The organism is Seonamhaeicola sp. (genome assembly GCF_028281565.1).
Classification (GTDB): domain Bacteria; phylum Bacteroidota; class Bacteroidia; order Flavobacteriales; family Flavobacteriaceae; genus Seonamhaeicola.
In genome coordinates this window covers 35,237-48,987 of the sequence record NZ_JANQJQ010000041.1, presented here as the reverse complement: position 1 = coordinate 48,987, position 13,751 = coordinate 35,237, and the positions used below count along the sequence as shown (strand labels likewise).

The window sequence follows — 13,751 nt, the reverse complement described above, 5'->3', positions numbered from 1 at the left end:
ATCAGCACCTTTTTCTTAACTTATTTAACGATGCATTTAGCTCGTACCCTAAAAGTAAAATATTGGCATTTAGCCACAGATAAAATAAAAGAATCAATAAAGCCCCAATAGAACCATACAGTTTATTGTATTGCCCGAAATTCTCAATATAGATCCCAAATAAGTACGATGACAACATGATGAGCAAAGTGGTAAAAAGTGCACCTACTGAAAAGAATTTAGAATGCTTTCCTTCCTGTGTTCCAAAATAATACAAGGTGGCCGTAGCCAAATAGATCATAATGATAAAGAACAGGTATTGCGCAAAATTAGCCCAAAATACATTTTGAGCATCCACCTCCAGCACTTCCAACAGTTCCTGAACAATATAGATTTGAAAGTACCCTAAAAACGCAATGGTTATTATCAATAAAAACGCCAATATTAAAGCAATCCCCAACGCGTACATGTATTGTTTAAACACGTTTCGGGTCAACTGTTCATGATATGAATATTCAAACCCTGAAAATACCGCATTCACCCCGTTAGCCATTAAAGCGATAGACAATACAAACACGGACGATAATAATCCGCCTCTCTGTGACTGGTCTATATTTTCAAAAATGTTGTGGATAAAAAAATCGGACGTATTGGGTGGTAAAAACGATTCTAAAAACCCTAAAAAATCTGTTTTAAAGCCTTCTACCGGGATATATGGAATAATGAATAATACAAACAGTAAAAAAGGAAATAAAGCCATAAAAAAGCTAAACGCAATAGCACTGGCTCTTGTGGTCAATGCGCCTTTTGCGATACCAATAATGTAAAGCTCTAATAAATCGTAGAGAGACAACCCTTCTAACCCGGGAAGCTTAATTTTTTTTAAGAACCGCACCAAGACATTTATAACAGGAATGTTGTCTAGTTTGTCTTCAATGGGTTTGGTCATAAATCACTTGTATTAAACCACAAAGTTATTAAAATCTGACCTTAAGAAATAAGAAATACTATAATACCTTTCTAAATAAAACTTCTACATCGCTTTCAGACTCAAATCCATATTATGAACGGAATGGGTAAGTGCCCCGCAGGAAATATAGTTTACGCCACACTCCGCATAATGCCTGATGGTTGTTTCGTTTATATTGCCCGAAGATTCTGTTAAGCATTTATCTCCGATCATTTCAACTGCCTTCCTGGTATCTTCGTAATCGAAATTATCAAGTAAGATACGGTACACACCTTCATTCATCAAGATCTCTTCCACCTCACTTAAATTTCTGGCCTCTACCATAATATCTAAGTCCTTACCCGTTTCTTTCAAATACAGTTTAGACGTTTCAATGGCCTTGGTAATGCCTCCGGCAAAATCAATATGATTGTCTTTAAGCATAATCATATCATATAAAGCAAATCTGTGGTTTTCACCACCGCCTATTTTAACCGCCCATTTTTCCAACACCCTAATACCCGGTGTTGTTTTTCTGGTATCCAGGATTTTAGTATTGGTGCCTTTAACCAGGTTTACAAACTGCCTGGTCTTTGTAGCAATGGCACTCATTCTTTGCATGGAGTTAAGCACAGTACGCTCAGCTTTCAGGATAGATTGTGAGGGCCCTTCAACATACATAACCACATCACCGTAGGTCACCTCAGTTCCGTCTTCAATACGTACATCCAGTTTTAAGTTTTTGTCAACGTAAGCAAAAATTTTCTTCGCAAAATTAACCCCTCCTATAACACCTTTATCTTTTACTAAAAGTTTAGCCTTCCCTCTGGCATTCTCCGGAATACAGGCTAAAGAACTATGATCGCCATCTCCAACATCTTCTCTAATAGCATTAGCAATAATAGATCTGACTTCCTGATCAAAATGCTCTTGTGTAATCATATTTTTTTGTTGGTTTGGAACAAAAATAATAAATAGATTTACTTTTTTAAATTTTACTTTTGCGAAATTATTATTTATTCCAATTTTAAATAAAAATTTCGTAAACAGAAACCTATATTTTTGATATTATGACGATAAAACTAATTGCCATTGGCAAAACCGATAATAATGAATTACAGTCACTTATAAATGATTATACCAGGCGTTTAGGGTTTTATATAAAGTTTTCTTTTGAAATTATTCCTGACTTGAAAAAGTCTAAACACCTGAGTGAAGGCCAGCAAAAACAAAAAGAGGGTGACCTGATATTGAGCAAAGTAAATAATTCTGACACCTTAGTACTGCTGGATGAAAACGGAAAACAGTTTGACTCTGTTACGTTCTCATCTTATTTACAAAAACACATGAATTCCGGTATCAAGCAACTGATTTTTGTTATTGGCGGGCCTTATGGGTTTTCTCAAGAGGTATATCAAAGGGCCAACGGAAAATTATCATTGTCAAAAATGACTTTCTCGCATCAAATGGTTAGGTTATTTTTTATTGAACAGGTGTACAGAGGGTTTACTATTCTAAAAAACGAACCGTATCACCACAGGTAATTTAGGGAGCACTTCTTTCTAAGATCAGCTTGTTTTGCAAATACAAATATCTGGTATAATTTTTAGAGGGATCAGGCGCTAATTCATAGGCTCTTTTAAAATTTTCCACTACTTTTTTTTGATTGTTCGCTTTTAGATAATACTCTCCCATAGCCAAATAAGCCTGCCACTGTTTTGGATTGGTTTCCATATTAGCTGTAAGTAACTTAAAAGCTTCTTCTCTGTCGCCTTTAACGATTAAAGTATTTAAAGCATAATAATACATATTAAATCCCTGTGAACTTTTTATGGTTTCTTGTTTTAGTGACTTCCCCTCTTCAATAGCTCCCTTGGAAATTAAGTAATCTGATTTGAGAATATTAATGAAAAAAGTTTCCGCCTGTTTATAATCGCCCTCTAACGTATGTACCTTGCTTAAGGCTTTTTCTAAATACATAAGTGCTTCTTCTAATTTGCCTGGGTCTTTTTTCATGGTCTCTATCGCCATGACTCTGTAATCACGAGCTGTTTTATCTTCTTTATCTCTTAAATCTGCCAAAATATTTTCAGACACATCCAAACCAACTGTAAATCCGGCAGAAACGTTTTCCCATCTTAATTCAATGCCTGCGCTTTCCGGATTAGGGTCAACAAAATCATAACTCAACCATTCCTGAAATACTCTGTTTTTCACCTTAGCTTTTATTCTTAGGACATTATTTTCCGGATTATAATTAAATGCGCCCCAACTATAATCGGTTGAAAAAATAAAAGTCCATTCTTTTTCATTAACCAAAACCAAAAGGCCATATTTACCTGCCGGCAGTTCCTGACCATTAATGGTCACATTGTGTTCAAACTCAATTATGGTTCTGTTATTTGAACCGGCTCTCCAGGGATATTCTTTGTTATCAACCACAAAATCGTATGGCACTATACCTCCAAAGATTTTCCGTCCCTGAACCTTTGGACTATGATAGGTCATGCTGATTTTTGTAGTTCCCACTACCCTGGCTATTTCCATTTTATGGCTCATGCGCCTTGAATTCTGAACATCCTGTGCTTCTAAAACCAAACCGGATGTCATTAATAAGACACATAAAAAGAGGGGGATGTTTTTTAATGACTTTGTAACTGTTATAAATGGATTATTTGAACTCATAATTGTTTAGCTTTTGATTTTTACTGTTTTATAGTATCAGGTGCTCTCCTTCTGCCCTTAAGTTCATTAATGACATTATTTTGCGATAGATATACCATCTGTGGTATCAAATTTCCCGGTTATTAGCCAACCTCCAAAATTCTCAGAAACGGCCATTAACAATTCGTTTTTACCCTTTTTTAAGTTAAGATAAATAGCATCAAAAAGCCCGATGGTCCCAAGATACCTGTAGTCCCTGGACCGCCATTTATTTGTGCCCCTATATATGGGTGTTCCATTTAAAATGGCCACTACATCATCACTATAGCCAAAATGAAAAAGCTTCATCTGATCTACTTCGGAATGAATGACAATTTTTGCAAAAACTGTTTCTCCCGGTTCGCCATTAAACAACCGTTGTTGTCTTGAAATATTTGCTGCGGTACCTTCTTCAACTTGAATTTTTCTTCCCCAGCTTCTCTTTTTTATCACATCCGGGATATTTAGCGGGTTATCCAAAAGCTTTCTTTCAAACATATCCGATAGCTCCCATTCCGGAACAAGGCCTTCTATGGGCTTTCGTTCTACAGGTTTGTAGTTGATCAGTTTAGCTTCCTTCCTATTAATTTTTATATCGGCAATATGGAACGCTTCCAGGTTACCTCCCCGAAGTATTATTTCTCCCCCTTTAGCGGGTAAAAACAATTTCCATGACAGGTTTGGTTCTTCTGAATAGTCCAAAAACACCTGGGCCTTATCATCTTTAACAACCAGTTTGACATGGGTCCAGTTGTCATATTTATAATGATACGGGAACGAGTATTTTGGCCCAAAACAGAGTTGCCAGGGTGATATCCCGTTAATAATCGGAGCTGCCTGATTGGCATCCGGTTTTCCGGATAAATGAGGCCGCATATACCACTGCTCCCCATTAAAGCCACCGGCTCTAAAATACACCCCCGGAAATGCCGGGGTTTCCTTAAGATAAATATCGAATTCTATTGTACCGTTTAAAAAAACACTGTCTTTTAATGTCATAGAACCTGCTTGTAGGTAGATAGCTTTCTTTCCCTTATAATTCTCAATGACATACGACTTTGCTTTAATGTCCCAGTGCATAGTATCAATAGGAATCCTGTTTTGCGAAAAACAACTTACGGACACTAAGAACAAACCAATTGACTTTAAATATTTTTGCATGATTTAAAATTTTTAATAAAATTGAAAAATCACCCGCACAATAATGCAAACAAATTGGTGCAAAACCGTTCATTCTTGGACACAAGGTTTAATTTAACGACTTTTGTTACTCCTAATGAACCATTCTGAAGAACACATATTAATTCAAAAATGCCTTCAACGTATTGAAGAAAAACTCAACTGGGGCGACGCCTCGGAATGGCATAATGACGTATTTAATGAGCTGAGTGAAACTATTCAACAAAAAACCAGGGTATTACTAAGCCCCACCACTCTAAAACGTATTTGGGGTAAAGTTAGCTATAAGGGAAACCCCAGTATTAGTACACTTAACACCCTATCTCAATTTATAGATTATCAGAACTGGAGGGATTTTAAGAATGCGCATTCTAAAGTTAATCGTCCTAAAAAAGCCCATAGCAAAACGCTCATTAAAATGCCTTTGGTTTTTGGGTTAGCAGCCGGTTTGGCTCTGGTGTTCATTACTTTATATTCATCTGTAACATCTAAAAAAGACCCTATTTCATTAGAGGATATTGAAAAAATCAAGTTTTCCAGTAAGCCCATTGCTACAGGGATGCCTAATTCTGTTGTTTTTGATTTTGATCTGACTTTAATTAAATCCGATAGTATTTATATTCAACAATATTGGGATCCTACCAAAACCATCAAACTTAAAAAAGGACAAAAACAAGCTACCGGGATTTATTATTTCCCGGGTTATTTCAGGGCCAAACTGCTAGTGGATAATAATGTCATAAAAGAGCATGATCTGTTTATTAAATCTGATGGTTGGAGTGCCTCTATAGATTATGATCCCATACCTAAGTATTTGGAAAAAGATCAGTTTATAAACCAGGGGCTTTTTCTTGATTCGCTGTTAATTTCAGAAATTAGTTCCAGCCAAACTCCGGTAATTTCCACCTTTCATTTCATTGAGGATCTAGGTGCTGTTTCCGGCGACAATTTTACCCTGGAAACTACCCTTAAAAACACTTACAGGGATAAATGGGCTGTTTGTGAAACGATCAATATTTATTTAATAGGTTCAAAAGGCGCCATCATTATCCCGTTTACAATTCCCGGTTGTGTCTCTAACATCAATGTCATGCTAAATGATGTGTTTCTCAATGGAAAAGAACAAGATCTGTCTGCTTTCGGATCCAACTTTTCTACCTTCAAAGACATTAAGATCAGCATTGAGAACAAACTGATTAAAGTATATATTGACAACAAAGAGATCTACTCCGGAACATACAACCGATCTATGGGTAAACTGGTAGGTTTACGATATAAATTTTTAGGTGCCGGTGAAGTAAAAGATCTGTCAATCACCGATAAAAACGGTAATGTTATAATAAAAAACAACTTTCAATAAATACTACCAATTTTCAAGCAACACTAATGATAATTGTTAAATACCTGCTTGCGTTTTTTAAGCTGGATCTCGAGATCTTTTATGGTGTTCTTTACGGCTTCCTCATAATTATCTTCATTGGAACTTGCAAAAATCCTTGGCCCGGGAACGCTTAACTCCATTTTACAAATTTTGCCTTTTAACTTGTCGTTATGCTCCACTTCAAAATGTACTTCGGCTTTTATGATCCATTCATATTTTTTATGAAGGTTCTTTAATTTTTCTTCCACATATTCGTTCATAGCATCACTATTTCCTATATGCACATACTGAATATTAATTGTCATATTTTATGAATTAGGTTTAACAATATTATAAATTTAGAATTCTTTTGGAGCAAATCAAGTGACATTTATCATATCAAATTATTTTTTTTAACACATTAAGAGCATTTAACATCATAACCTGTTGTCCCTCAACATTTGGATGTAATCCATCATCAAAATAATGTGCTTCTTTCATACCTAATGAAAAGTCGATATAAGATATCTCTTTTAACAAACAGAATTTTATCAACCTGTTTTGAAAGCTCCTGATGCATTCAGCATAATCTTCATCAACTAAATTGACGGCGTTAAGGCTAAAATTTGGTGTAGGGATGCCAACTAAACAATCTATGTCTTGATGCTGAGCATGTTTAACCATAGCGTTAATATTGGCTATTATTTGCTCGTCCTTTAAGCCATACCATAAATCATTGGTACCACCTGTTACAATTATGAGAGAGGGGTTCTCAAAAAGCACTTCATTAAACCTGCTAAGCATACCGTTTGTAGTATCGCCGTTGATGCCGAAATTCAGCACCTCAACCTGTAATTCATTCCTTAAAAGGGTGGTCCATTTATGTGCTTCCTGAATGTCATAGCCAAAAGTTATACTATCACCAACACATGCAATTTTAATTGTGCTCATTTTCAAACCGTTTACTCAAAAATCACGCTTTCATCCATTTCAAACCATTCGGTATAGAATGGTTTATGAATCTTTTCTATACTGTTTCGTTTTACTTTTAAAGTAGGTGTTAATAAACCATTATTAACACTCCATTCTTCTTTCATGATCACCACTTTTTCAATCTTTTCATGGCTTTCAAGGGTCGGATTCATGCCACTTACTGTGAATAGTAAACTTTCAATCAATCTATTTTTTTCTTTGGCGCTTCCTGATTCCGAAAGTGTTATTAACGCTATAGGTTGCGGAATGCCCGATCCCACGACACAAACCTGTTCTATATCGGTGTTTTTAGACAGTATAAGCTCCATATAAGATGGTGAAATGTACTTACCCTTATCGGTCTTAAACTGATCTTTAACCCTTCCGGTGATGGTTAAATAACCGTCGTGATCAAACTCCCCAATATCTCCGGTTTTTAAATAGCCTTCGGTGTCAAAAACAGATGCGGTCATTTCGGGGGCTTTAAAATATCCCTTCATTAAGCAGTTATTTTTTATACATATTTCGCCTTCGGCGGAAAGTTTTGCCTCTACATTATATAAGGTCTTGCCAACAGTCCCTATTTTATTATTTCGATACGTGTTAAAATGAGAGACACAGCAGTCTTCGGTCATCCCGTATCCCTGCATAATATGTATATCCAATGTCTGAAACCACTCAATTAAACTAGACGCCAACGGTGCTGCCGCAGAACAAACAAAATAAGCCTCCTTTAACCCTAATTTCTTTTTCAATTTATTTTTTAAGAAGGTGCTGAGAAAAGGAATTTTCAATAAAATATTTAATTTGTTCTGAGACAGCGACTCTAATATTTTCTCTCTGAACTTGGTCCAGATCCTGGGAACCGCAAAAAAGATATGCGGTTGGGTGCTTTCCAAATCTGACGCAAAGGTATCCAATGATTCTGCAAACGAAATTTCGCCCCCTAAAACCACACCGGCATTTATTAGCAAACGTTCTGCCACATGGGCTAATGGTAAATAGGAAAACAACCTCAAATTATTTGGCAACTCAAATACTTCGGTTAACGTGTGGGCACTTTCCATTAAATTCCCCGAAGTATGCATCACGCCTTTAGGGGTCCCTGTGGTCCCGGAAGTATAAATTATAGTATGAAGTTCGTCAGGATTTTGCCTGTGTAAGTCCTTTAACGGTTCATTTTTTTTTAGTAAATCTTCCCACAGATCACCTGTAGATTCCCCATAAAGCCCGACACTGATTACCGGGATACCGGGAAGCCCTTCTTTTTGCGAATTAAAATCATCAAGCTTACCAACTACGATAGCTTTAGATTCACTATGTTCTAAAATAAGGTTGATCGAGTTGGCATTTAATGTTGGATAAATAGGGATAGAGATATAGCCACAGATCATGATGGCCAAATCGGCCATAACCCAATGTGCACAGTTTTTTGATAAAATGGCTACGTGACTACCTTCATCCAACTGATACAGTTTTAGCGCCGAAGCTATTTTTCTGGCTTCTGCTCCAGCCTCAGCATAAGTAAAATTGATATGCTTCCCGTTAACAGGCTGTTTTAAAAACACAGCACTGGGCGTTGTTTTTTCCCAATATAAAAAAGCCTCAAGGGGTGACTTGAATTTGCTCATTAAAGTTTATATCAAATTTTACTTAGTTCCAAATCAATGTCTTTTACCAAAGCATCATCTCCTAATAGTGCAGCAGATTTTTTCATTCCGGATAATGCTGCCAATCGTTTGGGGCCTCGTTTTAAAGCGCCTTTATACATGGTAATAGCTTCTGCATATTTTTCCTGAGAGATCAGAAATTCTCCGTACAGTTCCTTGGTTGGTTTTTTAATAAAAGGCGGACCGTAGCTGTAACTCAATTGATCTTCTGATTGAACCGATGCCTTTAACAATTTTTCTGCTGCTTCCATATCATCGTTCAACCAGGATTGTAATGCCAGCAACTGTGTTTTCATAACATTAGACTCCTCTATATCGGTTTGATCAGGCATAGACCTGTCTACCGAAGCACATACCGAAAAACCATTACTAAGGTTTTGGACTAACAAGGCTTCTTTTTCTAATGCCTTATTAAACGCTTCAATAACCTTATCCAGAGCCTGCCCATTTTTATCTTTGTAAGCTTTCATACCATTTATAAAAAAGTTTTGAGCTTTTAGTGTAATATTCAGATCGGAAACATCTACTTCTATATCAACAATATCATGATCCCAAAGGTCAGTTTCGACCAAAAAAGTGCCTTTTAAAAATAAAAGATGCGCCCTGGCCCTTTTTGAGGGTTTCTCATTACAATAGGTCTGCATATCCCAAACCATCTTTTCAGCTTCCTCTAACTGCTGTTTTTGAAGATAACCATATTCCAGCCAGTGATAGGCATGGTACCCGCGCGCGTCATTATCCAATCCCTTCTCCTGCATTCTTGTAACGCTGGCCTCATAAGAATCAATATTGGAAGCTATAACCCGGTCCCACATACCAAGAGCGACAAAAATATGCGATGGCATATGCAAAGCATGACTGGCATCCGGAGCAACCACAGCATAAGAATTGGCTGCTTCCAACGCTAATGCTGCATGGCCAGGATCATCATAAGAATGGATAAGGTAATGTAAAGCTCCGGGATGCTTAGCATTTTCTTTTAAGATCTTTTTGGCAATATCGGCACCTAAACCATAAATGGAGTCATTTCTTCCTTCAGAAACGGAACCCAATAATGATAACGAATAGAATGCCCCTACTTCATGATTGTCAGGGTATTTACTATTCAAGCCTTTCAGGTGTTCCATATACTCATGATCTCTCTGCTGCTTAGGGGTTTTAGGCTTATATAAAATCTCTAATCCCTTTATTAAATCCTGTTCCAGCGGTGTTAAATTAGCTATGTCCTCAATAGCTTTGATTTTCTTTACCGCTTCAAATCCTTCTTCGTATTTCTGATTCCTCCATAAACTATGGTTATAAGTCATAGCTTCACCCCAATAAGCCATGGGCATGTCAGGATCAATCTCCTGCGCTCTCAAAAAAGCTTCCCTGGCATCTACGTATTCAAAACTATGAAGTAATAAAAGCCCCTTTTCAAATAAAGGAATGGCATCTTTGTGTCCCGTGACATCCAGGTTCGCAACCCCTAAATAATCAACTTTGGATTTATCCGTCTTACAACTGACAAGTAAAACGATTAATAAAAAAAGGAATAATTTATTCATAACAATTGGTATTAACAAGTTTAAAAACCTCTAATACTCAACCCCAATGGAGGTGTCGAAATAAGTTTTAGCCCCCACCTTGTATTTGCCTTCATACAAGTTTATTTTCTTATATCTGCCCGTAAAAACCTTTTTATAATACGCAAGTTCATCCGTTGATCCGGCATTATAATTTAATTGTTTTTTTTCACCCTTTACACTACCATAAATAGAAACCTGGTATATGTTCTCAGATTTAGATCCCTTGAAACTGGTAGAATACACGATGCGTTCAACTAAAAAAGGTGCATACTTACTGTTGGGCGTTCTGTAAAACACATTGTCATATTTAGTCTTTACAGCTGTCTGCCTGATGTTTTGACTTTGCACATTACATAAACCGAACAATATAAAAGCTGCAATCACAAATAATTTTTTCATACCTAATAAATTTTAATTTTGCTTTGTATTTCATAAAGCTAATTAAAAAAACTCAATATAGCTACAACCCAATTTTTGAAAATGGATAAACTAGTCTTTGCCACCAATAACGACAATAAACTAAAAGAAGTTCAAGCCTTAATACCGCAACACATTAAGCTTCTAAGCTTAAAAGACATCGGTTGCTTTGAAGACATTCCGGAAACACAAAATACCATTGAAGGAAACGCAAGACAAAAAGCGGAGTACATAAAAACCCATTACGGATACGATTGCTTTGCCGATGACACCGGATTGGAAGTTGATACTTTAAATGGTGCTCCCGGAGTGTATTCGGCAAGATACGCCGGGGCACAACGTAGTGCTGAAGATAATATGAATAAACTTCTGGAAGCATTACATGATAAAGATAATAGAAATGCCCGGTTCAAAACTGTTATAGCACTCCACTTAAACAACAAACTGCATACATTTACAGGTATTTGCAAAGGCTCTATAACGGAGACTAAACACGGTAAAAACGGCTTTGGCTATGACCCCATCTTCAGGCCTGAAAACTACAAAGAAACCTTTGCTGAAATGGATTTAAGCCTTAAAAACAGGATCGGTCACCGTGGAAAAGCCATAAAACAATTAGTAGATTTTTTAAATCGGTAAAACTTAAAAACCACTACAAAATTCAGCATTCTTGTTGGCTGTTAATATTCTTTATGTTACTTTTAATCTATGATGACAGCGGAAGATATTGAAATAGAGAATGCAGCCATTACCAAAGCCTACAAAGAACTTTTAAAGGTAAGCTATACTACGCTTTCCAATGATGACAAAAAACTTATAAGAAGTGCTTTTGAAGTGGCTCTTGACGGCCATAAAGATCAACGTAGAAAATCCGGTGAAGCCTATATTTTCCATCCTCTGGCAGTTGCTAAAATAGTGGCCCAGGAAATTGGATTAGACGGCACCTCCATTGCTGCTGCTTTACTGCATGATGTGGTTGAAGATAGCCCAGACTATACCATTAAAGATATTGAAAAACGCTTCGGAAAAACAGTTGCTACCATTGTTGACGGACTCACTAAAATATCGTCTTTAAGTAAAGAAAAAGACATGGATGTGTCTTTACAGGCAGAAAATTTCAGGAAAATGCTGCTAACCCTTAACGATGATGTCAGGGTGATCATTATAAAAATTGCAGACCGGCTACACAACATGCAGACGATGGATGCTATGCGTCCGGACAAACAAGAAAAAATAGCTTCTGAAACTTTATACATCTATGCCCCTTTGGCCCATAGGATCGGTTTATACAACATTAAAACCGAACTGGAAGATCTGGGTTTAAAATATACCGAACCGGATGTTTATAGCGACATTCTTAGTAAAATAGAGGATAGTAAAGAAGAACAGGATCAATATATAAAACAGTTCAGTAGTGTTATAAAAAGGTCATTGAACAAAGAGCAATTTAACTATACCATAAAGGGAAGGCCTAAATCCATTTTTTCCATCAGAAAAAAAATGATGACTCAGGGGGTTTCGTTTGATGAGGTTTATGACAAATTTGCTATCAGAATTATTTATGAAAGTGACCTGGAAAACGAAAAGTTCTTTGCCTGGAAAATTTATTCCATTGTAACAGACCATTTCAGGCCAAACCCTATCCGGTTAAGAGACTGGATATCGTCTCCTAAATCTACCGGTTATGAAGCCTTGCATATTACGGTTATGGGTCCAAAAGGACGTTGGGTGGAAGTTCAAATCAGAAGTGAACGCATGAATGAAATAGCCGAAAAAGGCTATGCAGCACATTATAAGTACAAACAAGGCAACGAAAAAGAAGACAGCCTTGAAACCTGGATCAACAGGTTACAGGAGGCCCTTGAAAACCCGGAAACCAATGCGGTTGATTTTGTTGAGCAGTTCAAACTCAATTTATATTCAAAAGAAATATTTGTATTCACCCCTAAAGGGGATCTAAAATCCTTGCCAAAAGGGGCTACCGCATTAGATTTTGCCTTTAGTATCCATACCGAAGTTGGCATGAAAACGAGAGGCGCTAAAGTAAATGGTAAATTGGTCCCGTTGAGCCATGAATTGGTTAGCGGTGATCAGGTGGATATCTTAACGTCAGACAGTGCAAAACCAAATTCAAACTGGTTAGATTACACTACAACGGCCCGGGCCAGAAGTAAAATAAAATCTGCCCTTAGAGAAAACAAAAAGCGCATTGGTGAAGAAGGCAAAGAAATCCTTAGAAGAAAATTAAAGCAGCTTAAAATAACGCTTAACGAAGCTTCAACAAATGAACTTGTTAATTACTTCAAGCTTAAAACCAGTTTAGATCTGTTTTACAGGGTTGGTATTGGCACCATTGATAATACCATGCTCAAAAACTTCGCCTCTTCCAGAAGCAATGTCTTAATGAGTTTTATTAAAAACAAAATTAAGAGGAAAGCCAACGTCAGCAAGGAAGATATTGATAAAGAAGAGGTCACGGCAAATTATGACTTACTGGTTTTTGGCAAAGAAGAAGAAAAACTGGATTATAAACTTTCTAATTGTTGTAACCCGATTCCGGGCGATCAGGTTTTTGGTTTTTTAACCGTTTCCGATGGTATTAAAGTCCATAAAAAAAATTGCCCTAATGCGGTGAGTTTACAATCAAACTATGCTTACAGGATCATGACTGCAAAATGGATTGATTCTTCACAACAGGAGTTTATTGCTAAAATTGCCATATCGGGAATTGATAATATCGGGCTTGTAAATGAGATCACTCAAATTATTTCATCTAACATGCATGTTAATATGAAAAGTCTTAATTTTGAAAGTGATGACGGGCTTTTTTCAGGAAAAGTCAATATAGAAGTAAAGAACAATACCATCATAAAAAAGCTTGTTGAAAAACTTAAAAAAATTAATGGTATAGATAAGGTTACCAGACTGTAAAAAAAGTGTAAATTTGCCACGGA

Annotated in this window: 13 protein-coding genes; 4 read left to right on the top strand and 9 right to left on the bottom strand. The window is 36.6% G+C overall.

The features are described from left to right. Position 1: 1 nt before the first annotated feature. Together Q0983_RS16380 and nadC are read right to left on the bottom strand one after the other, a co-directional pair. Positions 2 to 928 carry a YihY/virulence factor BrkB family protein gene (locus Q0983_RS16380; RefSeq protein WP_299555791.1) on the bottom strand — a complete coding sequence of 309 codons (927 nt, stop codon included), beginning with the start codon at positions 926 to 928 and terminating at the stop codon, positions 2 to 4. Between the two features lie 84 nt (positions 929 to 1,012). After that, a complete protein-coding gene (nadC, locus tag Q0983_RS16375; RefSeq protein WP_299555789.1) occupies positions 1,013 to 1,870 on the bottom strand; it encodes a carboxylating nicotinate-nucleotide diphosphorylase in 858 nt (285 codons plus the stop codon). A gap of 128 nt (positions 1,871 to 1,998) precedes the next feature. On the opposite strand from nadC, the gene rlmH reads away from it, so the two are divergent. Then, the gene (rlmH, locus tag Q0983_RS16370) at positions 1,999 to 2,472 is read left to right on the top strand and encodes a 23S rRNA (pseudouridine(1915)-N(3))-methyltransferase RlmH (RefSeq protein WP_299555787.1); all 474 of its coding nucleotides are present in this window, start codon (positions 1,999 to 2,001) and stop codon (positions 2,470 to 2,472) included. Between the two features lies 1 nt (position 2,473). Here the strand turns inward: rlmH and Q0983_RS16365 are convergent, their stop codons facing one another. Next, positions 2,474 to 3,613: a DUF2911 domain-containing protein gene (locus Q0983_RS16365; protein WP_299555786.1), complete on the bottom strand. Its 1,140-nt coding sequence runs from the start codon at positions 3,611 to 3,613 to the stop codon at positions 2,474 to 2,476. Between the two features lie 75 nt (positions 3,614 to 3,688). After that, positions 3,689 to 4,792, bottom strand: coding sequence for a hypothetical protein (locus Q0983_RS16360; protein WP_299555785.1), 1,104 nt, complete (start codon positions 4,790 to 4,792; stop codon positions 3,689 to 3,691). Positions 4,793 to 4,907: 115 nt separating this feature from the next. Between Q0983_RS16360 and Q0983_RS16355 the strand changes: the two genes are divergently transcribed. After that, positions 4,908 to 6,170 (top strand): hypothetical protein, encoded by a 1,263-nt coding sequence (locus Q0983_RS16355; RefSeq protein WP_299555784.1) that lies wholly within the window; start codon positions 4,908 to 4,910, stop codon positions 6,168 to 6,170. A 23-nt stretch (positions 6,171 to 6,193) separates the two neighbouring features. Here the strand turns inward: Q0983_RS16355 and raiA are convergent, their stop codons facing one another. The 5 genes from raiA to Q0983_RS16330 form a co-directional block, all read right to left on the bottom strand. After that, positions 6,194 to 6,496, bottom strand: coding sequence for a ribosome-associated translation inhibitor RaiA (gene raiA / locus Q0983_RS16350; protein WP_299555783.1), 303 nt, complete (start codon positions 6,494 to 6,496; stop codon positions 6,194 to 6,196). Positions 6,497 to 6,569: 73 nt separating this feature from the next. Continuing rightward, complete coding sequence (locus Q0983_RS16345) at positions 6,570 to 7,121, bottom strand: GDSL-type esterase/lipase family protein (RefSeq protein ID WP_299555782.1); 552 nt, start codon at positions 7,119 to 7,121, stop codon at positions 6,570 to 6,572. Between the two features lie 11 nt (positions 7,122 to 7,132). Next, the gene (locus tag Q0983_RS16340) at positions 7,133 to 8,773 is read right to left on the bottom strand and encodes an AMP-binding protein (protein ID WP_299555781.1); all 1,641 of its coding nucleotides are present in this window, start codon (positions 8,771 to 8,773) and stop codon (positions 7,133 to 7,135) included. Positions 8,774 to 8,784: 11 nt separating this feature from the next. After that, entirely contained in the window at positions 8,785 to 10,359 is a 1,575-nt protein-coding gene (locus tag Q0983_RS16335) for a hypothetical protein (RefSeq protein ID WP_299555780.1), read from the bottom strand. Between the two features lie 30 nt (positions 10,360 to 10,389). Next, the gene (locus Q0983_RS16330; RefSeq protein WP_299555778.1) at positions 10,390 to 10,779 is read right to left on the bottom strand and encodes a hypothetical protein; all 390 of its coding nucleotides are present in this window, start codon (positions 10,777 to 10,779) and stop codon (positions 10,390 to 10,392) included. A gap of 81 nt (positions 10,780 to 10,860) precedes the next feature. On the opposite strand from Q0983_RS16330, the gene Q0983_RS16325 reads away from it, so the two are divergent. Then, positions 10,861 to 11,436: a non-canonical purine NTP diphosphatase gene (locus tag Q0983_RS16325; protein WP_299555776.1), complete on the top strand. Its 576-nt coding sequence runs from the start codon at positions 10,861 to 10,863 to the stop codon at positions 11,434 to 11,436. A 72-nt stretch (positions 11,437 to 11,508) separates the two neighbouring features. Continuing rightward, complete coding sequence (locus Q0983_RS16320; RefSeq protein WP_299556025.1) at positions 11,509 to 13,728, top strand: RelA/SpoT family protein; 2,220 nt, start codon at positions 11,509 to 11,511, stop codon at positions 13,726 to 13,728. The last annotated feature ends 23 nt before the right edge of the window (positions 13,729 to 13,751 follow it).

What these genes read in the sequence shown, in the direction of transcription:
- Q0983_RS16355 (WP_299555784.1), top strand. Translation starts at nt 4,908, where the DNA reads ATGAACCATTCTGAAGAACACATATTAATTCAAAAATGCCTTCAACGT.
- Q0983_RS16360 (WP_299555785.1), bottom strand. Translation starts at nt 4,792, where the DNA reads ATGCAAAAATATTTAAAGTCAATTGGTTTGTTCTTAGTGTCCGTAAGT.
- Q0983_RS16340 (WP_299555781.1), bottom strand. Translation starts at nt 8,773, where the DNA reads ATGAGCAAATTCAAGTCACCCCTTGAGGCTTTTTTATATTGGGAAAAA.
- rlmH (WP_299555787.1), top strand. Translation starts at nt 1,999, where the DNA reads ATGACGATAAAACTAATTGCCATTGGCAAAACCGATAATAATGAATTA.
- raiA (WP_299555783.1), bottom strand. Translation starts at nt 6,496, where the DNA reads ATGACAATTAATATTCAGTATGTGCATATAGGAAATAGTGATGCTATG.
- Q0983_RS16320 (WP_299556025.1), top strand. Translation starts at nt 11,509, where the DNA reads ATGACAGCGGAAGATATTGAAATAGAGAATGCAGCCATTACCAAAGCC.
- Q0983_RS16380 (WP_299555791.1), bottom strand. Translation starts at nt 928, where the DNA reads ATGACCAAACCCATTGAAGACAAACTAGACAACATTCCTGTTATAAAT.
- nadC (WP_299555789.1), bottom strand. Translation starts at nt 1,870, where the DNA reads ATGATTACACAAGAGCATTTTGATCAGGAAGTCAGATCTATTATTGCT.
- Q0983_RS16330 (WP_299555778.1), bottom strand. Translation starts at nt 10,779, where the DNA reads ATGAAAAAATTATTTGTGATTGCAGCTTTTATATTGTTCGGTTTATGT.
- Q0983_RS16335 (WP_299555780.1), bottom strand. Translation starts at nt 10,359, where the DNA reads ATGAATAAATTATTCCTTTTTTTATTAATCGTTTTACTTGTCAGTTGT.
- Q0983_RS16345 (WP_299555782.1), bottom strand. Translation starts at nt 7,121, where the DNA reads ATGAGCACAATTAAAATTGCATGTGTTGGTGATAGTATAACTTTTGGC.
- Q0983_RS16365 (WP_299555786.1), bottom strand. Translation starts at nt 3,613, where the DNA reads ATGAGTTCAAATAATCCATTTATAACAGTTACAAAGTCATTAAAAAAC.
- Q0983_RS16325 (WP_299555776.1), top strand. Translation starts at nt 10,861, where the DNA reads ATGGATAAACTAGTCTTTGCCACCAATAACGACAATAAACTAAAAGAA.